A 21,088-nucleotide genomic window follows, 5' to 3' on the forward strand; every position below is an offset into this window, starting at 1 on the left:
TAAAAAAAAAAAGCCGGCCAAACGGCCGGCTCAAATGGCGGGGGAACCAGCCTCCCCCGCCAAGTCGGTAACTCAGGCTTCAGCGCGTACGCGATCGCGGATGGCTTCCTGCTCGGGAGTCAGGGCCTTCTGCAGCTGGAAGTCGAAGTCGATCTCGGCGACGCGGCCTTCCACGCCGTGGAGGTTCTCGCCGAAGCGCAGCTCGCCCACCAGGCCGTCGCGGGTGGCGTAGGCGAAGTCATCCCACAGGTACTCGTCGCCGGACAGGTTGATCTGGGTGGTCAGGTGACGGTAGCCCGGCGCGGAGATGAAGAAGTGGATGTGTGCCGGACGGTTGCCGTGGCGACCCAGCAGGTTCAGCACTTCCTGAGTGGTGCCATCCGGCGGGCAGCCGTAGCCGGACGGCACGATGCTGCGGGCGCGGTAGCGGCCGTCGGCGTCGGTGACGATGCGGCGGCGCAGGTTGTAGTCCGACTGGGTGGTGTCGAAGTAGGAGTAGGTGCCCTTGGTGTTCGCGTGCCACAGGTCGACGATGGCGCCGGCGACCGGCTTGCCTTCGCCGTCCACCACACGGCCCTGGAGGAACATCGGCACGCCCGGATCGGTGCCGTCGTCCATGCGGGTTTCGCCTTCGGACATCGGCGCGCCGGCCACGTACAGCGGGCCTTCGATAGTGCGCGGGGTGCCGCCGGTCAGGCCGGCCTGCTCGTCCTGGGCATCCAGCAGCAGGTCGAGGTAATGCTCCAGGCCCAGGCCCGCCACCAGCAGGCCGGCTTCGCCACGGGCGCCCATGCGGTTGAGGTAGTCCACCGCCTTCCAGAATTCCTCGGTGGTGACTTCCAGATCCTCGATGATCCTGATGGTGTCGAGCAGGATGCGGTTGACCAGCTTCTTCATGCGCTGGTCGCCCTGGTCGTTGTTGAAACCGCTGACTTCCTGGAAGAACTTCTGGACGCTTTCGGTGCTGGACAGTTTGATAGTCATGGCTAATTCCTCATCTTGTTGTTATCGGTTGCGAAGCGATCAGCGATCGTCTTCGTGAATCGACGACGGGTGGCGGCAGAGGCCGTCCACCTCGATCTCCATGTAGGGGAACAGCGGCAGCTGCATCAGGGTATCGTGCAGCTCCTCGACACTGGCGAGGTCGAAAACGCTGTAGTTGGCGTAGTGGCCGGCGATGCGCCACAGGTGACGCCACTTGCCCTCGCGCTGCAGGCGCTGGGCCAGCTCCTTCTCGTCGGCCTTGAGCTTGGCCGCCTTGGCCGGGTCCATGTCGACCGGAAGCTTCACGGTCATCTTCACGTGGAACAGCATGGGTTGATACTCCTCCTTACTTGCGGCGGAAGAACGCCAGGCGCTCTTCGTCCAGAGCCAGGCCGAGGCCCGGGATACGCGGCACGTGAAGCTGGAAATCACGGTAAACCGGCGCTTCGCTGACGATTTCCTCGGTCAGCAGCAGCGGGCCGAACAGCTCGGTGTGCCAGGTCAGTTGCTTGAGGGTGACGAAGGCGTGGGCCGACGCCAGGGTGCCGATGGAGCCTTCCAGCATGGTGCCACCGTAGAGGGCGATGCCGGCCGCCTCGGCGATCTGCGCGGTGCGCAGCACGGCACGCGGGCCGCCATTCTTGGCGATCTTCAGGGCGAAGATGCTGGCGGCGCCGTCGGCGGCCAGGCTGAAGGCGTCCTCGACGCTTTCGATGGATTCGTCGGCCATGATCGGCGCCGGGCTGCGCTGGTTCAGGCGCACCTGGCCGGAACGGTTGATGCGCGAGATGGGCTGTTCGATCAGGTCGATACCGTTGTCGCCGAGGATGCGGCAGGCGCGCAGCGCGACGGATTCGTCCCAGGCCTGGTTGACATCGACGCGCACGCTGGCGCGATCGCCCAGGGCCTTCTTGATGGCAATGACGTGGGCCAGGTCCTTGTTCACCTCGCCGGCGCCGATCTTCAGCTTGAAGATGCGGTGGCGGCGGATTTCCAGCATGTGCTCGGCTTCGCCGATGTCCTTGGCGGTGTCGCCGCTGGCCAGGGTCCAGGCCACTTCCAGGCCGTCGCGCACGCGGCCGCCGAGCAGCTCGCTGACCGGCAGGCCGAGGCGCTTGCCCTGGGCGTCCAGCAGGGCGCTTTCCAGGCCGGACTTGGCGAAGGTGTTGCCCTTGGCGGCCTTGTCCAGGCGCAGCATGGCGGCGTTGATGTTGCTGGCGTCCTGGCCGACCAGCAGCGGAGCCAGGTGGCTGTCGATGTTCTGCTTGATGCTCTCCGGGCTCTCGTTGCCGTAGGACAGGCCACCGATGGTGGTGGACTCGCCGAGGCCTTCGATGCCATCGGAGCAGCGCAGGCGGATCACCACCAGGGTCTGGTTCTGCATGGTGTGCATGGCCAGCTTGTGCGGGCGGATGGTCGGCAGGTCGACGATGATCGCCTCGACGCTTTCGATCAGGACTTGGCTCACTTCAATACCCATCAGGTTCGGTTCTTCTGGTTCTGGATAGTGGCCGCGACAAACGCTGGGGTCCAATATAGAGTTTGTCTAGCGCGATACCTCAAAGGTATCGACCTATCCGCACCGTCATCGCACCGGAGTCCCCATGGAGCTTCGCCACCTGCGTTATTTCCAGGCGCTCGCCGAAACCCTCAATTTCACCCGCGCCGCGGAACGCCTGCACATCGCCCAGCCCCCTCTGAGCCGGCAGATCCAGCAGCTCGAGGACGAACTGGGAGTGGCCCTGCTGGACCGTGGCCGGCCCCTGCGCCTGACCGAGGCCGGGCGTTTCTTCCACGAGCATTCCAGCACCCTGCTCGAGCAGTTGACGAAGGTCTGTGACAATACCCGCCGGATTGGGTCGGGGGAAAAGGCCTGGCTGGGCATCGGCTTCGCCCCCTCCACGCTCTACGGCGTGCTGCCCGACCTGATCCGCCGCCTGCGCAGCGACGCCGGGCTGGAACTGGGCCTGTCGGAAATGACCACGCTGCAACAGGTGGACGCACTGAAGGCGGGCCGCATCGACATCGGCTTCGGCCGTATCCGTATCGACGACGCGGCGATCCAGCAGGAAGTGCTGACCCTCGACCCGCTGGTGGCCGCCCTGCCCGCTGGACACCCGCTGCTGCCCGGCCCGGTGAGCCTGGTCGACCTGGCCAACGAACCCTTCGTGCTCTACCCCGGCAATCCGCGGCCGAGCTATGCCGACCATGTCCTGGCGCTGTTCGCCGCCTATGGCCTGCAGATCGAGGTGGCGCAATGGACCAATGAACTGCAGACCGCCATCGGCCTGGTGGCCGCCGGCATCGGCATCACCCTGGTGCCGGCCTCGGTGCAGGTGCTGCATCGCTCGGATATCGGCTATGCATCCCTGGAAGAGAGCCAGGCCACCTCGCCCATCGTCATCAGCCGCCGCGTGGGCGAAGCCGCGCCGGCGCTCCAGCATTGCCTGGCGCTGATCGAGGAGCTGTCGGTGGGGAGGACGGGTTAGCGCGCAGGCGATCGATGGGTATCGCTACGCTCCACCCATCCTACGGTTCTGAATCCTTGTAGGGGCGAATTCATTCGCCAAGGGGCACGCAGTGCCCCCGATGGGCATTGGCAGGGCAGACCTACGGCCTGCTTGGCGATTGAAATCGCCCCTACAGGCGCCTTGCGCCCTCTTCTCCACGGGCGTAGGCCGCCGCCCGCTCGATCAGCCCGGCATCCGGACGGATGCCGGTGTACAGCACGAACTGCTCCACGGCCTGCAGCACTATGACTTCGGCACCGGTGATCACCGGCTTGCCCAGCTCGCGGGCCAGGCGGATCAGCGGGGTTTCCACCGGCAGGGCCACCACGTCGAAGATCCACTCCGCCGCTTCCACCTGCTCGCGGGTGAAGGCCAGGGTGTTCGCCTCCGGGCCGCCTTCCATGCCCAGCGGGGTGACATTGACCAGCATTTGCGGCTGCGCATCGCCCAGTTCCGTCAGCCATTCGTAGCCGCAACCCCGTGCCAGCGCCGGGCCGGTTTCCGCGTTGCGGGCGACCAGGGTGCCATGGCGGAAACCGCTATCGCGGAAGGCGCTGGCTACCGCCTTGGCCATTCCGCCGCTGCCGCGCAGGGCGAAGCGTATGTCCCTGGGTACGGCATGGCTGTGCAACAGGCTGGCCACGGCGCTGTAGTCGGTGTTGTAGCCCTTCAGCCAGCCGTTGTCGGCGACTATGGTGTTCACCGAGTCGATGGCAGATGCCGAAGCGTCCAGTTCATCCAGCAGGGGGATGCAGGCTTCCTTGAACGGCATGGAAATGGCCGAACCGCGGATGCCCAGGGCGCGGATGCCGCCGATGGCGGCCGGCAGGTCGGTGGTGGTGAAGGCCTTGTAGATGAAGTCCAGGTCCAGGGCTTCGTACAGGAAGTTGTGAAAGCGCGTGCCGAAGTTGCCGGGGCGGCCGGACAGCGACATGCAGAGTCGGGTGTCCCGGCTGATGGGGCGGGGCATTGGGAATCTCCGTTGGCCAAAGGCGGGGCGAAATCCTTGTAGGGGCGAATTCATTCGCCAAGGGGCACGCAGTGCCCCGCTAGGCCTTGAAGGGCAGGCCTTCGGCCTGCTTGGCGAATGAATTCGCCCCTACAGAAAAGCCATCGCCCCAGACAGAACCCAGCACCCGCTTCAGAAAATGTAATCCGTGGTCAGGAAGTTCGACTCGCGGTTGCGGATGATCTCGCTGACCAGTGCCTTGTTGTCCTCCTGGAACTTCGTGGCCACCAGGGTGCGGATGGAGAACACCCGCAGGGCGTCATGTACCGACAGCGTGCCCTCGGCGGAGTTCTTGCGGCCGTTGAAGGGATAGCTGTCCGGGCCGCGCTGGCACTGGGTATTGATGTTGATGCGGCCGACCTGATTGGCGAAGGCGTCCACCAGGCGGCCGACCTGGGCCGGGTCGTTGCCGAACAGGCTGAGCTGCTGGCCGTAGTCGGAGTGCAACACGTAGTCGATCACCTCCTCCAGCTCGCGGTAGGGGACCACGGGGATCAGCGGGCCGAACTGTTCCTCAAAGTACAGGCGCATCTCCGGGCTGACCGGACTCAGCACGGCGGGATAGAAAAAGCTCTGCCGGTGGCTGCCGCCGCCCGGGTTGACCACCTTGGCGCCCTTGGCCACGGCATCCGCCAGCAGAGTGTTGAGGTAATCGACCTTGCCCGGTTCGGGCAGCGGGGTCAGGGCCACGCCGTCGTCCCAGGGCATGCCCGGCTTGAGCGCAGCCAGCTTGGCGCAGAACTTGTCGAGGAAGGGCTCGAGCACATCCTCATGGACGAAGAGGATCTTCAGTGCGGTGCAGCGCTGGCCGTTGAACGACAGCGCGCCAGTGATGGCTTCGCTCACCGCGTTGTCCAGGTCCACCTTCGGCAAGACGATGCCGGGGTTCTTCGCATCCAGGCCCAGGGCCGCGCGCAGGCGGTGCGGGCGCGGGTGCAGCTTCTTCAGATCGCTGGCCCCGGAGTGGGTGCCGATGAAGGCGAAGACGTCCACCTTGCCGCTGGCCATCAGGGCGCTGACGGTGTCGCGGCCACGACCGTAGATGATGTTGATGACCCCCGGCGGGAAGCTGTCGCGGAAGGCTTCCAGCAGCGGACGGATCAGCAGCACGCCGAACTTGGCCGGCTTGAAGACCACGGTGTTGCCCATGATCAGCGCCGGGATCAGGGTGGTGAAGGTCTCGTTCAGCGGGTAGTTGTAGGGGCCCATGCACAGGGCCACGCCCAGCGGCACGCGGCGGATCTGGCCGAGGGTGCCCTGTTCCAGCTCGAAGCGGCTGGAGCGGCGGTCCAGTTCCTTGAGCGCCTCGATGGTGTCGACCATGTAGTCGCAGGTGCGGTCGAACTCCTTCTCCGAGTCCTTGAGATTCTTGCCGATCTCCCACATCAGCAGCCTGACCACCGCCTCGCGCTGCTCGCGCATGCGCGCCAGGAACTTCTCCACATGCTGGATGCGCTCGGCCACGCGCATCGTCGGCCAGAGGCCCTGGCCGTGGTCGTAGGCCGCCACCGCGGCGTCCAGCGCGGCCAGGGCGGCGTCGGCGTCCAGCAGCGGGGTGCTGCCCAGCACCACCTGTTCATCGCCCTGGTCGCCGGCCAGGAAGATCGGGCTGCGCACGGCGGCCAGGGGGCCGTCCCAGCGCAGCAGTTCGCCGTTCACCAGGTATTCGCGCTGCTCAATGGCGGCGCCGGGGCGGAAGCGCTCGGGAATCTGGTCGGCAGTGGGGAACAGGGCGTCGAGCTTGTTGTTGTGGGTCATTGCACTTTCCTCTGGATCGGGACCACTGGAAATCGGTTTTAACGCGGTTTCTTCGTTTGGTAAATCGTTTCAGCAAACCGTTTGGCGGAATCTGTTCCCGCACGGGGATCGGCGTAGATCAAAGGTGTGGAGAAACCTGTAGGGGCGAAGGAAAACGCTGTAGGGGCGAATTCATTCGCCAAGCAGGCCGAAGGTCTGCCCTCGGGAATCCCATCGGGGGCACTGCGTGCCCCTTGGCGAATGAATTCGCCCCTACAAGGGAAGATCGCCCCACGGGCGAGGCAGCTGGCCTCAGCCCAGCAGCGCCAGCGCCTCGGCGGAACATTCCTGGATACGCTGCCAGTCGCCGTTGCGGATCCAGTCCTTGTCCATCATCCAGGTGCCGCCCACGCACATCACGTTGGGCAGCGCCATGTAGTCGCGCAGGTTGCCGGGGTTGACCCCGCCGGTGGGGCAGAAGCGGATGCCCGGGAAGGGGCCGCCGAAGGCCTTGAGCGCCTTGATGCCGCCGCAGATTTCCGCCGGGAACAGCTTGAAGCGGCGGTAGCCCAGGGCGTAACCGAGCATGATTTCCGACGCGCTGGCGATGCCGGGCAAGAGCGGCAGCGGGCTGTAGACGCCGGCACGCAGCAGCTCGGCGGTGCAGCCGGGGGTGACGATGAACTGGGAACCGGCGGCCTCGGCTTCGGCGAGCATCCATTCATCCAGCACGGTGCCGGCCCCCACGCAGAGCTCCGGGCGCTGCTCGCGCAGGGTGCGGATGGCGGAAAGGCCATGCTCGGAACGCAGGGTGATTTCCAGGGTGCGCAGGCCGCCGGCGGCCAGGGCGTCGGCGAGCGGCAGGACGTCCTGCTCACGCTCGATGGTGATCACCGGGAGGATGCGCGCGGCGCCACAGAGGATGTCGATCAGGGCGGCCTTGTCGGCCATGCCCGGCACGGCGTCGCGATTGGTGGCCCGGCTGTTGGGGAGGCTGGTCATTTGCGGTCCTTCGGGCTCAGGGGCACCAGTGGATTTCCAGGGGACGGCGGAGGAAGGCGCGAATCGGCATCGCCATCGCATCATCGCCCGCCAGGGCGTCGGCCAGGGTGGCCAGCTTGGCCTGGCCCTGCACGGCCAGCAGGGTCAGCCGGGCGCTGGCCAGCAGCGGCAGGGTCAGGGTCAGGCGCTGGCGTGGCACGCTGGGCGCCAGCATCGGCAGGCAGCGTTGCGGGCAATCGGCGCCCAGGGCCTCGCCCAGGTTCGGACTGCCGGGGAAGAGCGAGGCGGTATGGCCATCCTCGCCCATGCCCAGCACCAGCACGTCGATGGACGGAAGTTCTGCCAGGGCCGCATCGGCCAGGCGTGCCGCCTCTTCCACGCTCGGGGCGTGCTGGTAGAGGCCGAAGAAGCGCGCCTTGGCGGCCGCCCCTTGCAGCAGGTAACGGCGCACCAGGCCTTCGTTGCTGTCGGAATGGCTCACCGGCACCCAGCGCTCGTCGGCGAGGCTGACGACCACCTTCGACCAGTCCAGCGCCTGGCCGGACAGCCGCTCGAAGAAGGCCACCGGGCTGCGTCCGCCGGAGACCACCAGCACGGCCGCACCACGGGTGTCGATGGCCGCGCGCAAGGCGTTGGCCACGGTGATGGCCAGCTCGCCAGCCAGTTGTTCGGGGCTGCCAAGGGCAAGCCCGGTGACCTGCGACGGCAGGTCGAGATTACAGATCGCCATACCAGCTCCTGCCATCACGGGTGATCAATGCGATGGAGGCCACCGGCCCCCAGGTTCCTGCCGCGTAGGGCTTGGGGGCGTCGCCCTGCTGCCGCCAACCGGCGATCAGCTGGTCGCACCACTTCCAGGCGTACTCGATTTCATCCTTGCGCACGAAGAGGTTCTGGTTGCCCTTCATCACTTCCAGCAGCAGCCGCTCGTAGGCATCGGGTATCCGCACGCTGCGGTAGGTGTCGGAGAAGCTCAGCTGCAGCGGGCCGCTGCGCAGCTGCATGCCCTTGTCCAGTCCCTGGTCCTTGGTCATCACCTGCAGGGAAATGCCCTCGTCCGGTTGCAGACGGATGATCAGGCGGTTGCTGATCAGCGGCCGCTGCTCGGGGGCGAAGATGTAGTGCGGCGGTTCCTTGAAGTGTATGACGATCTGCGAAAGCTTCTGCGGCATGCGCTTGCCGGTACGCAGGTAGAAGGGCACGCCGGACCAGCGCCAGTTGCGGATTTCCGCGCGCAGGGCGACGAAGGTCTCGGTGTCGCTGTGGGTATTGGCGTTGTCCTCTTCCAGGTAGCCGGGCACCGACTTGCCGAGGATGTTGCCGGCCACGTACTGGCCGCGCACCACCTGCTGTCCCAGTTGTTCCACGCCGATCGGCGCCAGGGCTTTGAGCACCTTCACCTTCTCGTCGCGGATGCTGTCGGCGGAGAGGTCGCTGGGCGGGTCCATGGCGATCAGGCAGAGCAGTTGCAGCAGGTGGTTCTGGATCATGTCGCGCAGCTGGCCGGCCTGGTCGAAGTAGCCCCAGCGCCCCTCGATGCCAACCTGCTCGGCCACGGTGATTTCCACGTGGGAGATGTGGTGCTGGTTCCACTGGGTCTCGAACAGGCTGTTGGCGAAGCGCAGGGCGATCAGATTCTGCACCGTCTCCTTGCCCAGGTAGTGGTCGATCCGGTAGGTGCGGTTCTCCGGGAAGTGCGCCGCCACCGCGTCGTTCACCGCGCGGGAGGACTCCAGGTCGTGGCCGATGGGCTTCTCCAGCACCACCCGGGTGCGCTCGGCCAACCCGGTTGCCGCCAGGCCGGCGCAGATGGAGCCGTATACCGAGGCGGGGGTGGCGAAGTAGGCGATCAGCCGCGCCACCGAACCCAGCCTGTCCGCCAATGCGGCATAGGCATCGGCTTCGAGGAAGTCCATCGACAGGTAGTCGAGCCGCGCCAGGAAACGCTGCACGGCGCCCTCCTCCACCTCCCTGGCCGGCACATGGCGGCGCAGGTGCTCGCCGATGGCGGCGAGGTGAGCGGCGCAGTCGCCGTCTTCGCGGGCCAGGGCGAGGATACGGGTGTCGGCGGGCAACAGGCCGGCACGGTCCAGTTGATAGAGCGCGGGGAACAGCTTGCGCAGTGCCAGGTCACCGAGAGCCCCGAACAGGGCCAGGGTGCAGGGTTCGACAGGTTGAGAGGCCATGATATTTGTTCTTCTATCAAACATGAGCTTATGAATACACCCAATGAAGCGTTACAGCAAGACAAAATGTAGTAATAAAACTACATTTTCCGACATACGAGATTACGGTGGCCCCGCCTGGGTACGCTCAGTACGATAAGCCACCGATTGCAGGCCCCTTTCCAGGAACCCCAATGGACCGCGTGCACAACCTGCTGGAACAGATCCAGAACCGCCTCGACGAACTCAACAAGGCCGAACGCAAGGTCGCCGAAGTCATCCTGCGCGACCCGCAACAGGCCACCCGCTACAGCATCGCGGCCCTGGCCCAGGCGGCGCAGGTCAGCGAACCGACGGTGAACCGCTTCTGCCGCTCCTTCGGCGTCAACGGCTATCCCGAACTGAAGATGCAGCTGGCCCAGAGCCTGGCCAGCGGCGCCGCCTACGTGAGCCAGGCGGTGTCCGCCGACGACGGCCCCGAGGCCTACACGCGGAAGATCTTCGGCAGCGCCATCGCCTCCCTGGACAGCGCCCTGCAGAGCCTCGACCCGCAACTGATCAGCCGCGCCGTGGACCTGATGATCCAGGCCCGACAGATCCACTTCTTCGGCCTCGGCGCCTCGGCCTCGGTGGCCCTGGACGCGCAGCACAAGTTCTTCCGCTTCAACCTCGCGGTGTCCGCCCATTCCGATGTGCTGATGCAGCGCATGCTGGCCTCGGTGGCCCATACCGGCGACCTCTTCGTGATCATTTCCTACACCGGTCGCACTCGCGAACTGGTAGAGGTGGCGCGCCTGGCGCGGCAGAACGGCGCCTCGGTGCTCGGCCTCACCGCCGCCGGCTCGCCCCTGGCCAAGGCCAGCACCCTGAGCCTGGACATTCCGCTGCCGGAGGACACCGACATCTACATGCCGATGACCTCGCGCATCATCCAGCTCACCGTGCTCGACGTGCTCGCCACCGGCATGACCCTGCGCCGCGGCGTGGACTTCCAGCCGCACCTGCGCAAGATCAAGGAAAGCCTCAACGCCAGTCGCTATCCGAGTGATGAGGAGCCTTCCTGAGCACGGCGAAGCTGATTCGCCTTTCGTAGGGGGATAGCGCTTCTCTATCCACCAACGTGGCCAGGCCCAGCTCCGATGGTGGATCGATGAAGCGTGATCCACCCTACGGCCCTGAGAGACGCACAGGGCATCCTTTTCGCTTTTCGTAGGGTGGATAGCGCTTTTCTATCCACCAGCGTGGCCAGGCCCGACTCCGCTGGTGGATCGATGAAGCGTGATCCACCCTTGGCTCATCCCGCCAATTTCGCCCCCTCCCCCGCCGCCACCCGCTGCGGCCTGGGGCTGCGCATCACTTCCACCAGTACTCCAGCTGCACGCCGAAGTTGGAGCCGTGCAATGCGTCGCCGAAGGCGCCGGTATCGGACAGTGCCGAGCCCGCCGCCAGTTGGCTGGCCGCACGCTGGGCCGCCTCGTTCCAGCTGGCGTATGTGTAGTAGAGGCGGATCTCCGGGCGCTGCCAGAAACCGGGGCCGGCCGGCGACCAGGTGGGGGCGACGGTGAACTTGGTCAGCTTGCGGGTGCCGCCGGGGGCCTCCACCTGGTCGCGGCCAAGCTCGGTGACCAGCTTGAACTGTTCGGTGATGGCGTAGACCGGACGCACGCCTACCGACAGCCAGTTCTGGTCGTCGCCGTCGGGACGGGTGTCCTTCTGGTAGACCACCTCGAACTGGCCGCCGAAGCGCGGCGTCACCTGCCAGTCGAAGAATTCCACCACGCGCCAGCTCTTGTTGGCGTTGTCCAGGGTCGGGTCGCCGGTGTAGCCCAGGGCGGTACCCGGGCCGCGACCGTATTGCAGGGCGAAGGTGTTCAGCCCACCGAGGAATGCCTTCTGCTTGTGCTGCACCGCCGCCGACCAACCGCTGTGGGCGTCGGTGCTGTCGGGCTTGTCGATATAGCTGACGCCTATGCCCACCTCGCCGCCGGGGTTGGTCTGGAACCCGTCGATATTGAAGTCGTGGCGGTTGATGTAGGGGTCCTGGTCGTAGTTGTCCTTGCGCGAGAACACGTAGCTGTACCTGAGGTCGCCGATGGCCACCTGGTCGAAGCCGAAGCCGGTGGCGCTCTGGTTCCAGTAGTAGAAGTCGGAGATGTGGATATCGTTCCGCTTGTAGAAACGGCGCCCGGCCCAGAAGGAGCCACCGTTCAGCGCCGGCATGTTGCTCCACTCGGCGTACATCTGGTTCATCCGCGCGAAGCCGTGGTCGCCGGTGAACTCGGGGGTGTGGCCATACTCGTTGAACAGCTGGGCCATGCCCTCGACGCTGATCACCGATCCATCGTCGAGCTTGAACAGATCCTGGCGCAGGTCCAGCTCGATGTACTGCTCGCACTCGTTGCCCAGGCGGTATTTCGATTGCGCCCCCGGCAACTGGAAGCAGGATTGCGTGCCGCCTTCGCTGGAGCCGCCAGCGCCGCTACGCATGTAGCCGGTGAACTCCACCGCCTGCGCAGCCCCCGAAACCGCGAAAAGCGCGCAGGGCAGTACCCACAAACCTTTGATCGTCGTGCTCATGTCCACTCCGGATTTTTATTGTTGTGTTGCGATGGATCGTTTCCTTGACGCCCGCGCAGGAGCGAGCTCTGCTCGCGAACAGCTCAGCTCCGTGCGGCCCCCTTCGCGAGCAGAGCTCGCTCCTACATGCCCTTCAGGCGTGCCACCTTGGCGCGCTCGGGGCTTGCCGCCTTTCCCGGGGCACACAGCCGCTCGCCGCTTTGCGCGTCGAACAGCAGCACCTTGTCCGGGGCGAACTGCAGATCGAGGGTCTCGCCCACCCGTGGAGCGGCATCCGGCGCCAGGCGGACACAGACCTTGGTCTGGTTGATCTCGACGAAGGCCAGGGTGTCCGGACCGGTGGGTTCGAGCACCTGCACCCCGGCGCGGATGCCGGCCGCAGTACCGCCGACCTGGATCTGCTCCGGGCGGATGCCGAGGATCAGCTCGCGCCCTTCCAATTCGCTGTCGACCTCGCCCAGCGGCAGTTCGCAGTGGCCGTCGGCGCTGTCCAGCAGGCCCACCAGGCGGCCGTCACGGCGCTGCAGGCGCAGGGGGATGAAGTTCATCGGCGGCGAGCCCATGAAGCCGGCGACGAACAGGTTGGCCGGGTCGTTGTAGATCTCTCGCGGGGTGCCGAACTGCTGGATGATGCCGTCCTTCATCACCGCCACCTTGTCGCCCAGGGTCATGGCCTCGATCTGGTCGTGGGTGACGTAGACGGTGGTGGTCTTCAGCCGCTGGTGCATCAGCTTGATCTCGGTGCGCATCTCCACCCGCAGCTTGGCGTCGAGGTTCGACAGCGGCTCGTCGAACAGGTAGATCTTCGGCCGCCGCGCCAGCGCCCGGCCCATGGCCACGCGCTGCTGCTGGCCGCCGGAGAGCTGGCCGGGCTTGCGCTCCAGCAGGTGCTCGATCTGCAGGAGTTTCGCCACGCGGGCGACCTCGGCGTCGATCTCGGCGGCCGGCAGCTTGCGGATCTTCAGGCCGAAGGCGATGTTCTCGCGCACGCTCATGGTCGGGTACAGGGCGTAGGACTGGAACACCATGGCGATGTCCCGGTCCTTGGGGCTCATGCCGCTGATGTCGGCGTCGTCCACCATGATCGCGCCGCCGGTGATGCTCTCCAGGCCGGCGATGCAGTTCATCAGGGTGGATTTGCCGCAGCCGGAAGGGCCCACCAGGATCAGGAACTCGCCGGAGTCGATCTTCAGTTCGATGTTCTTCAGGGTGTCCGCCAGGCCGCTGCCGTAGGACTTGTTCACATTGCGCAGTTCGAGGGTTGCCATGGGTGCGACTCCTAGCCTTTGACAGCGCCGGCAGTCAGCCCGCGCAGGAAGTATTTGCCGGCCAGTACATAGACCAGCAGGGTGGGCAGGCCGGCGATCATCGCGGCGGCCATGTCGACGTTGTATTCCTTGACCCCGGTGCTGGTGTTCACCAGGTTGTTCAGGGCCACGGTGATGGGCTGGCTGTCGCCGCTGGCGAACACCACGCCGAAGAGGAAGTCGTTCCAGATCTGGGTGAACTGCCAGATCAGGCAGACCATGATGGTCGGCACCGACATGGGCAGCAGGATGCGCCCGAAGATGGTGAAGAACCCCGCGCCATCCAGTCGCGCCGCGCTCACCAGGGCATTCGGGATGCTCACGTAGAAGTTGCGGAAGAACAGCGTGGTGAAGGCCAGGCCATAGACCACGTGCACCAGCACCAGGCCGCCGGTGGTGTTGGCCAGGCCGAACTGGCCGAGGGTGAAGGACGCCGGCAGCAGCACCACCTGGAAGGGCAGGAAGCAGCCGAACAGCAGCAGGCCGAAGAACAGCTGCGAGCCGCGGAAGCGCCACATGGACAGCACGTAGCCGTTCAGCGCGCCGAGCAGGGTGGAGATGAGCACCGCCGGCACGGTGATCTTCACCGAGTTCCAGAAGTAGCCACCGACGCTGGCCCAGGCCTTGGCCCAGCCCACCAGGGTGAAGACGTCCGGCAGGGACAGCAGGTTGCCGGCGCGGATGTCGTCGGGGGTCTTGAAGCTGGTCAGCAGCATCACCACCAGGGGCACCAGGTAGACGGCGCACGCCAGGATCAGCGTGGCGTAAATGGCCAGGCGGCTGAAGCTGAACAGGGGTTTTCCGGCCAGGCTAGTCATGGCGCTTGTTCCTCAGTTCGGAGTACAGGTAGGGCACCAGGATCGCCAGCACCGCGCCGAGCATGAGCATCGCGCTGGCGGCGCCGAGGCCCATCTGGCCGCGGGTGAAGGTATGGGCGTACATGAACATCGCCGGCAGGTCGGAGGCGTAGCCGGGGCCGCCGGCGGTCATCGCCGCCACCAGGTCGAAGCTCTTGATGGCGATGTGGGCGAGGATCATCAGCGCGCTGAAGAACACCGGGCGCAGGCTCGGCAGGACGATGCGCAGGTAGATGGTCGGCAGGCTGGCGCCATCCACCTGGGCGGCGCGGATGATCGACTGGTCCACCCCGCGCAGGCCGGCGAGGAACAGCGCCATGACGAAGCCCGAGGACTGCCAGACGGCGGCGATCACCAGGCAGTAGACGACCCGGTCCGGGTCCACCAGCCAGTCCAGGCGAAAGCCTTCCCAGCCCCAGTCGCGCAGCAGCTTGTCCAGGCCTAGCCCCGGGTTGAGCAGCCACTTCCAGGCGGTGCCGGTGACTATCATCGACAGCGCCATGGGGTAGAGGTAGACGGTGCGGATGAAGCCCTCGCGGCGGATGCGCTGGTCCAGCAGCACGGCGAGGAACACGCCGATCGCCAGGCTGATGCCGATGAACAGCCCACCGTAGACCAGCAGGTTGTGGCTGGCCACCCACCAGCGGTCGTTGTCCAGCAGGCGCTCGTACTGCTGCAGCCCGACGAACTTGTAGCTGGGCATGAAGCGCGAGTTGGTGAAGGACAGCAGGAAGGTCCAGAGGATGTAGCCGTAGAAGCCGACCAGCACGATCAGCACGCTGGGCGCCAGCACCACCTTGGGTAGCCAGCGTTGCAGCGCGTCCAGCGGTGAGGCCTTGGCGAAGACTGCGGTTGAGCTCATGGGTAACTCCGTCATAGCGGGTTGCACGGACAGCCCCCTCTCCCGGAGTGAGAGGGGAGAAAACGCGGCGCGGCCGATCCCGAGGCGCAGGCCTGGAAGCCTGCACCGGCATGGAAAATGGGATTCGGGGGCCGCCTACGCGGCCCGACCGCTCACTGCACTGCCTGGATGGCGGCGGCCAGTTGCTGCGCGGCCTTCTTCGGGTCGGCGGCGGGGTCGTTGAAGAAGTTGGTCACCACATCGAACACCGCGCCCTGCACGTAGCTGGAAGCGGCCATGCCGTGGGCCAGGCTGGGTTGCAGGCCATCGCCCGCGGCGGCCTGCTTGAAGTCCTGCATGGACTGCTGGGCGCAGGCGTCGAAGCTGGACATGTCCTGGTCCAGGCGGACCGGGATGGAGCCCTTGTTCTGGTTGAAGAACTGCTGGAACTGCGGCTCCAGCACGGTGCGCGCCAGGTCGTTCTGCGCCTTGATGCTGGCCGCGTCGTTGAGCTTGAACATCGCCAGGGAATCGATGTTGTAGGCGAAGCTGCCCTGGGTGCCGGGGAACGGCAGGCACTGGTAATCCTTGCCCGCCACCTTGCCTGCGGCGCTCCATTCGCTCTTGGCCCAGTCGCCCATGATCTGCATCCCGGCCTTGCCATTGATGACCAGGCCGGCGGCGCTGTTCCAGTCGCGGCCGGCAGCGTCGGCGTCGACATAACCGCGCAGCTTCTTCAGGGCGGCGAAGGCTTCCACCATCTTGTCGCTGGTGAGGGTGGCCTTGTCCTGTTCGACGAAGGCCTTGTGGTAGCCCTGGGGGCCGAGGATGCCGAGCACCAGGTCTTCGAACACGGTGCCGTCCTGCCAGGGCTGGCCACCGTGGGCGAGCGGGATGAAACCAGCGGCCTTGAGCTTGTCGGCGGCGGCGAAGAATTCATCCAGGGTGGTCGGCGGCGTGGCGCCGGCCTTCTGGAACACCTCGGGGTTTATCCACAGCCAGTTGACCCGGTGCACGTTGACCGGCACGGCCACGTAATGGCCGTCGTACTTCATGATGTCCGCCACCTGCGCGGGCAGCAGGCTATCCCACTTGCCCTCTTCCGAGACTTCGTCCAGTTCGGCGAGCAGGCCCAGTTCGCCCCACTCCTGGATATCCGGCCCCTTGATCTGCGCGGCGGACGGCGGGTTGCCGGATACGGCGCGGGTCTTCAGCACGGTCATGGCGGCTTCGCCACCGCCACCGGCGACGGCGAAGTCCTTCCAGCTGTGGCCTTTTTCAACGACGAGTTTCTGCAGGGTATCGGCGGCACGCTTCTCGCCACCGGAAGTCCACCAGTGCAGGACTTCCACTTCGCCGGCGAGGGCGGACAGCGGGAACAGCGAGGCGAGGGAAACGACAGCGGCCAGGCGGGAGATGGCATTCATGGATGGGACACCTTTTTGTTTTTATGGCTGTGCAAGTCGGTGCTTGCGCTTGCCTGCAGTCTAACCACGCCCCTCAAGGCCGCGGGTAACAAAGGGATGGCGGATGGTCACGGGGTGGTTACAAAACTCGGTGCCCGAAGACAGCACCCTCTCCCCAGCCCTCTCCCTGAAGGGAGAGGGGGCTGTCCGTGCGGGAGTTCGGCTCCGGCACAATCCTGCAAGCGCGAGTCACCCCTCTCCACTTTAGGGAGAGGGGCCGGGGGAGAGGGTCAGCGGACTACCCCGCCTGCCTCGGCAACCACAAGGTCACCCGCAACCCGCCGTCGCGCAGGTTCTTCAGGCTCAGCTCGCCACCATGGCTGTGCGCCAGGTTGCGCGCGATGCCCAGGCCCAGGCCGTAGCCCTGCTGGTGGCCGGCGAGGCGGAAGTGCGGCTCGAACACCTGCTCCAGCTTCTGCTCGGGCACGCCGGGGCCTTCGTCGTCCACGTGCAGGACAAAGGCATCACTGCTGTCTTCGATCTGCAGGTGGGCGCGCTCGCCGTATTTCAGCGCGTTGTCCACCAGGTTGCCGATGCAACGGCGCAGGGCCAATGGTTTGCCGGGGTAGCTGGCATGCGCCTCGCCTTCCAGGGTCACCTGGCCGTTGCCGAGATAGGGCTCCACCAGGCCGTGCAGCAGGTGGTTGAGGTCGACCTGCTCGATGTTCTCGTGGATGTCGGTGTCCTTCACGCACTGCAGGGCGCCTTTCACCAGCAGCTCCAGGTCGTCCAGGTCGCGGCTGAACTTGGCCTGCACGGCTTCGTCCTCCAGCAACTCCACCCGCAGGCGCAGGCGGGTGATGGGAGTGCGCAGGTCATGGGAGATGGCGCTGAACAGCTGGCTGCGTTCGCTGAGGTAGCGGCTGATGCGCTCGCGCATGCTGTTGAAGGCGCGGCTCACCTCGGCCACTTCGCTGCCGCCAGCCTCGGGCAGTGGCTCCACTTCCGCGCCCAGGGACATTTCCCGCGCGGCCCTGGCCAGGCGTTTCAGCGGCCGGCTCTGCCAGTGCACCAGCAGGCCGATGAACAGCAAAAGGAAGCAACTGGTGAGGAGGATGAACCACAGCTGCTGGGCCGGCAGGCCCTGGTCTTCCAGGCTGGCGTAGGGCTCGGGCAGCAGGGAGGCGAGGTACAGCCACTCGCTGGGGCCGATCTGGATCTGCGTCACCAGCACCGGCGGATTCACCGGTTCCAGGGTCAACGCATAGTGGGCCCAGGAGCGCGGCAACTCGTCGAGCTTGAGGCCGCTGTTGAAGATACGCAGGTCGTCCGGCGCGACGAAGTGCAGCGACAGGTCCACCTGCTTGCCCAGGCGCTCGCGCAGCACCACCTCCACCTCGTCCAGCACCGCGCGCTTGCGCGGCGTTTCCGGCAGCACCTGCATGTCCAGCGGCTTGTCATTGAGGGAAACGAAGAAGCGCGTGCCACCCATGGAGCGCAGCTGGTCGAGCACCATGGGCCGGTAGCCCAGCGGCAGCGAGCGGATGTAGCTGACGCTGGCGGCCATGGACTGGGCCAGGCTGCGGGCACTGGTCAGCAAGCCTTCCATCTGGCTGGTGCGCAGCTGCGAGAGCCAGATGACGCTGGACAGCGCCTGGGCCACCAGCACCACCAGCAGGGTGAGGAACAGCATGCGTCCGAGCAGCGAACGCGGTACCAGCCTAAGCATGATGGTGCGGCGTCACCTGCGCCGCCAGCAGGTAGCCGGCGCCGCGCACCGTGCGGATCAGCCGGGGCGGCTTGTCGGTGTCGCGCAGGCGCTGGCGCAGGCGGCTCACCGCCATGTCGACGATGCGCTCGAGCGGCATCACCTCGCGGCCACGGGTGGCGTTGGCGATGGTGTCGCGGTCGAGGATCTGCTGGGGGTGGTCGAGGAACAGCTTGAGCAGGGCGAAGTCGGCACCGGAGAGGATCACCTCCTCGCCATCCTGGTGGAACAGGCGGTGGCTGATCATGTCCAGGCGCCAGTCGTCGAAGGCCAGCACCTCCACCACCGAGCGCTCCTGGCCGAAGCCGACACGACGCAGCAGGGCCTTGATCCGCGCCAGCAGCTCGCGAGGGCTGAAGGGCTTGCCGAGGTAGTCGTCGGCACCCAGCTCCAGGCCGATGACGCGGTCGGCCTCGTCGGAGCTGGCGGTGAGCATGATGATCGGCACCTGGGCAACGCGCTGGTGCGCGCGCACCCAGCGGCACAGGCTGAAGCCGTCCTCGTCGGGCAGCATCACGTCGAGTATCACCAGGTCCGCCGCCTCCTCGCCCATGGCGCGGCGAAAGCCCTGGCCATCGGCGACGCTGCGCACCTGGAAGCCGGCACGGCTCAGGTAGGTCTCGAGCAGTTCGCGAATCTCCTGGTCGTCATCCACCAGGAGAATGGATTTCCCGGATTGGCTCACATCGGCCGTCCTTTGTTGTTCTGATCAAACACTGGTGTTACGAGGTGCCGGTAGGATGGGTCGGGCGGCGTTCCGCGAGCGCAGCGATACCCATCGCTCGGGATCGATGGGTTTCGCTGCGCTCTACGCCATCCTACGGAACAGCTCCTGTTGCAGCGCCACTCCCGCCCCTTCCAGGCCGGGATATTCGGCCGTCACCAGCCACACCGGAATGCCCTCGAAGTAGCCGCTCATGCAGCCCTTGCCGGCGAAGGCACGAGCGAAGCCGCTGCGCTGGAAAAAGGCCGCGAAACGCGGCACCACGCCGCCGACTATATACACCCCGCCACGGCCGCCAAGGGTCAGCACGTTGTTGCCGGCCACCCGGCCGAGCCAGCTGCAGAACAGCTCCAGCACTTCCTCGGCCAGCGGGTCGCCGGCCAGGGCGGCGGCGCTCACCTCGGCCGGCGAGGCCAGCCGCGGCGCATGGCCGTCCACCGCGCAGACGGCGCGGTAGAGATTCAGCAGGCCGTTGCCACTGAGCACGTTCTCGGCGCTGACATGGCCAAGCTGGCCGTGCAGCTGCTGCCAGAGCACCGCCTCGCGCAGGTTGCCGATGGGCAGGTCGACATGCCCGCCCTCCCCCGGCAAGGCCTTCCAGCGACCTTCGCCCAGGGGCAGCAGGGTGCCGACGCCCAGGCCGGTGCCCGGCCCGATCACCACCGCCGGACTATCCGCATCGGCGACGCCGGGACAGATCTGCACGCGCTCGTGGTCCTTCAGGCGGGTCATCCCCAGGGCCATGGCGGTGAAGTCGTTGACCAGCAGCAGCTCGTCCACCTGCAGGGTACGGCAGAAGGCCGAGCGACTGAAGCGCCAGTGGTTGTTGGTGAAGCGGAAATGCTCGCCACCCACGGGCCCGGCCACCGCCAGGCAGACAGCCCCCAGGCGGCCCAGCGCCAGGCCGAGGCCGGCGAGGTAATGACTGATGGCCTGTTCCGGCCCGGCGAAATCGGCAGTGGCCAGCACTCGCACCGACTCCAGTTTCGCATCGCGCCACAGGGCGAAGCGCGCATTGGTACCGCCTATGTCTCCGACCAGCGCCAGCTTCACTTCAGGTTCTCCAGGTTGCGGGTGAAGGCGCTGGCGCCCTGCTCGGCGCTGCTGAAGGCTTCGCGCATGAAGGCGAACAGCTCGCGGCCGGTGCCGACGTTGGGTTCCAGGTCCCAGCGCGCCGGTTCGCGGGCGGCGAATTCGGCGGCATCCACCAGCACCTCCAGGGTGCCGGCGACGCCGTCCACCCGCACAACATCGCCGTCGCGCACCCGCGCCAGCGGGCCGCCGTCGAAGGCTTCCGGGCAGAGGTGGATGGCCGCCGGGATCTTGCCCGAGGCACCGGACATGCGCCCGTCGGTGACCAGCGCCACCTGGTAGCCGCGGTCCTGCAGCACGCCGAGGTAGGGGGTCATCTTGTGCAGCTCGGGCATGCCGTTGCTGCGCGGGCCCTGGAAGCGCATCACCGCCACCAGGTCACGGTCCAGCTCGCCAGCCTGGAAGGCCTCGGCCAGCGCCTGCTGGTCATGGAACACCCGCGCCGGCGCTTCCACCACCTGGTGCTCGGGGGCCACCGCGGAGACCTTCATCACCCCGCGGCCGAGGTTGCCCTGCATCACCCGCAGGCCGCCCTCCGGCGAGAAGGGCCTGGCCACCGGGCGCAGGATGTTCTCGTCGAGGCTGGCCGCCGGGCCGTCGCGCCAGACCAGTCGGCCGTCTTCGAGGAAGGGCTCGCGGGTGTACTGGCGCAGGCCCGGGCCCATCACGGTGTTGACCTCCTCATGCAGCAGACCGGCGTCGAGCAGTTCGCGCACCAGGAAGGCCACGCCGCCAGCGGCCTGGAAGTGGTTGATGTCGGCCTTACCGTTGGGATAGACGTGGGCCAGGGTCGGCACCACCTCGGACAGCTCGGCCATGTCCTGCCAGGTCAGCTGGATGCCCGCCGCCTGGGCGATGGCCGGCAGGTGCAGGGTGTGGTTGGTGGAACCGCCGGTGGCGTGCAGGGCCACCACCGCGTTGATCAGCACGCGCTCGTCGACGAGCTCGGCCAGCGGCAGGAACTGCCCGCCCTGCTTGGTCAGGCGCGTCACCTGGCGCGCCGTGGCCACGGTCAGCGCCTCGCGCAGCGGGGTGCCGGGATTGACGAAGGAGGCGCCGGGCAGGTGCAGGCCCATGATTTCCATGAGCATCTGGTTGGTGTTGGCGGT

At 66.5% G+C, this 21,088-nt stretch carries 19 protein-coding genes; 2 read left to right on the plus strand and 17 right to left on the minus strand.

The annotated features are described in order from the left end of the window. Window positions 1-72: 72 nt before the first annotated feature. Genes catA through ACFPU0_RS13910 form a run of 3 tightly spaced genes read right to left on the minus strand, consistent with a single transcriptional unit; the run spans window position 73 to window position 2,452 of the window. Entirely contained in the window at window positions 73-984 is a 912-nt protein-coding gene (gene catA / locus ACFPU0_RS13900) for a catechol 1,2-dioxygenase (RefSeq protein WP_377693661.1), read from the minus strand. Window positions 985-1,023: 39 nt separating this feature from the next. Then, window positions 1,024-1,314, minus strand: a complete 291-nt coding sequence (catC, locus tag ACFPU0_RS13905; RefSeq protein WP_028628792.1) for a muconolactone Delta-isomerase — start codon at window positions 1,312-1,314, stop codon at window positions 1,024-1,026. A gap of 16 nt (window positions 1,315-1,330) precedes the next feature. Beyond that, window positions 1,331-2,452, minus strand: a complete 1,122-nt coding sequence (locus tag ACFPU0_RS13910) for a muconate cycloisomerase family protein (protein ID WP_377693714.1) — start codon at window positions 2,450-2,452, stop codon at window positions 1,331-1,333. A 136-nt stretch (window positions 2,453-2,588) separates the two neighbouring features. On the opposite strand from ACFPU0_RS13910, the gene ACFPU0_RS13915 reads away from it, so the two are divergent. Then, entirely contained in the window at window positions 2,589-3,473 is an 885-nt protein-coding gene (locus ACFPU0_RS13915) for a LysR family transcriptional regulator (protein WP_377693662.1), read from the plus strand. 151 nt (window positions 3,474-3,624) lie between these two features. Here ACFPU0_RS13915 and ACFPU0_RS13920 read toward each other — a convergent pair whose 3' ends face one another. From ACFPU0_RS13920 to zwf, 5 genes are all read right to left on the minus strand, one after another. After that, a complete protein-coding gene (locus ACFPU0_RS13920; RefSeq protein ID WP_377693663.1) occupies window positions 3,625-4,464 on the minus strand; it encodes a shikimate 5-dehydrogenase in 840 nt (279 codons plus the stop codon). A gap of 171 nt (window positions 4,465-4,635) precedes the next feature. Next, entirely contained in the window at window positions 4,636-6,261 is a 1,626-nt protein-coding gene (locus tag ACFPU0_RS13925) for an NADP-dependent glyceraldehyde-3-phosphate dehydrogenase (RefSeq protein WP_377693664.1), read from the minus strand. Between the two features lie 291 nt (window positions 6,262-6,552). After that, window positions 6,553-7,191: a bifunctional 4-hydroxy-2-oxoglutarate aldolase/2-dehydro-3-deoxy-phosphogluconate aldolase gene (locus ACFPU0_RS13930; RefSeq protein ID WP_377693715.1), complete on the minus strand. Its 639-nt coding sequence runs from the start codon at window positions 7,189-7,191 to the stop codon at window positions 6,553-6,555. Between the two features lie 67 nt (window positions 7,192-7,258). Further along, a complete protein-coding gene (pgl, locus tag ACFPU0_RS13935) occupies window positions 7,259-7,972 on the minus strand; it encodes a 6-phosphogluconolactonase (RefSeq protein ID WP_377693665.1) in 714 nt (237 codons plus the stop codon). Beyond that, window positions 7,959-9,428: a glucose-6-phosphate dehydrogenase gene (gene zwf, locus ACFPU0_RS13940; RefSeq protein ID WP_377693666.1), complete on the minus strand. Its 1,470-nt coding sequence runs from the start codon at window positions 9,426-9,428 to the stop codon at window positions 7,959-7,961. The genes pgl and zwf overlap by 14 nt, the downstream gene beginning before the upstream one ends. Before the next feature lie 182 nt (window positions 9,429-9,610). Here zwf and ACFPU0_RS13945 point away from each other — a divergent pair, with 182 nt between their 5' ends. Next, a complete protein-coding gene (locus tag ACFPU0_RS13945) occupies window positions 9,611-10,471 on the plus strand; it encodes a MurR/RpiR family transcriptional regulator (RefSeq protein ID WP_377693716.1) in 861 nt (286 codons plus the stop codon). A gap of 289 nt (window positions 10,472-10,760) precedes the next feature. On the opposite strand, the gene ACFPU0_RS13950 is transcribed toward ACFPU0_RS13945, so the two are convergent. From ACFPU0_RS13950 to ACFPU0_RS13990, 9 genes are all read right to left on the minus strand, one after another. Next, on the minus strand, window positions 10,761-11,984 hold the full coding sequence (locus ACFPU0_RS13950; protein WP_377693667.1) for a maltoporin: 1,224 nt from the start codon (window positions 11,982-11,984) through the stop codon (window positions 10,761-10,763). A 122-nt stretch (window positions 11,985-12,106) separates the two neighbouring features. Further along, the gene (locus ACFPU0_RS13955; RefSeq protein WP_377693669.1) at window positions 12,107-13,252 is read right to left on the minus strand and encodes an ABC transporter ATP-binding protein; all 1,146 of its coding nucleotides are present in this window, start codon (window positions 13,250-13,252) and stop codon (window positions 12,107-12,109) included. Between the two features lie 11 nt (window positions 13,253-13,263). Next, window positions 13,264-14,109 carry a carbohydrate ABC transporter permease gene (locus ACFPU0_RS13960; RefSeq protein ID WP_377693671.1) on the minus strand — a complete coding sequence of 282 codons (846 nt, stop codon included), beginning with the start codon at window positions 14,107-14,109 and terminating at the stop codon, window positions 13,264-13,266. Next, complete coding sequence (locus ACFPU0_RS13965; protein WP_377693672.1) at window positions 14,102-15,010, minus strand: carbohydrate ABC transporter permease; 909 nt, start codon at window positions 15,008-15,010, stop codon at window positions 14,102-14,104. The genes ACFPU0_RS13960 and ACFPU0_RS13965 overlap by 8 nt, the downstream gene beginning before the upstream one ends. A 152-nt stretch (window positions 15,011-15,162) precedes the next feature. Then, window positions 15,163-16,416, minus strand: a complete 1,254-nt coding sequence (locus ACFPU0_RS13970; RefSeq protein WP_377693673.1) for an ABC transporter substrate-binding protein — start codon at window positions 16,414-16,416, stop codon at window positions 15,163-15,165. A 277-nt stretch (window positions 16,417-16,693) separates the two neighbouring features. Then, complete coding sequence (locus ACFPU0_RS13975; protein ID WP_377693675.1) at window positions 16,694-18,124, minus strand: ATP-binding protein; 1,431 nt, start codon at window positions 18,122-18,124, stop codon at window positions 16,694-16,696. Further along, the gene (locus ACFPU0_RS13980; protein ID WP_377693676.1) at window positions 18,117-18,848 is read right to left on the minus strand and encodes a response regulator; all 732 of its coding nucleotides are present in this window, start codon (window positions 18,846-18,848) and stop codon (window positions 18,117-18,119) included. The genes ACFPU0_RS13975 and ACFPU0_RS13980 overlap by 8 nt, the downstream gene beginning before the upstream one ends. Before the next feature lie 123 nt (window positions 18,849-18,971). After that, the gene (locus tag ACFPU0_RS13985; RefSeq protein WP_377693677.1) at window positions 18,972-19,940 is read right to left on the minus strand and encodes a glucokinase; all 969 of its coding nucleotides are present in this window, start codon (window positions 19,938-19,940) and stop codon (window positions 18,972-18,974) included. Then, window positions 19,937-21,088 (minus strand): dihydroxy-acid dehydratase (locus ACFPU0_RS13990; RefSeq protein WP_377693678.1); only part of this gene is annotated, 1,152 nt, incomplete at its 5' end. The genes ACFPU0_RS13985 and ACFPU0_RS13990, both read right to left, overlap by 4 nt.

It is taken from the genome of Pseudomonas sp. GCM10022186 (assembly GCF_042656385.1).
GTDB lineage: Bacteria > Pseudomonadota > Gammaproteobacteria > Pseudomonadales > Pseudomonadaceae > Metapseudomonas.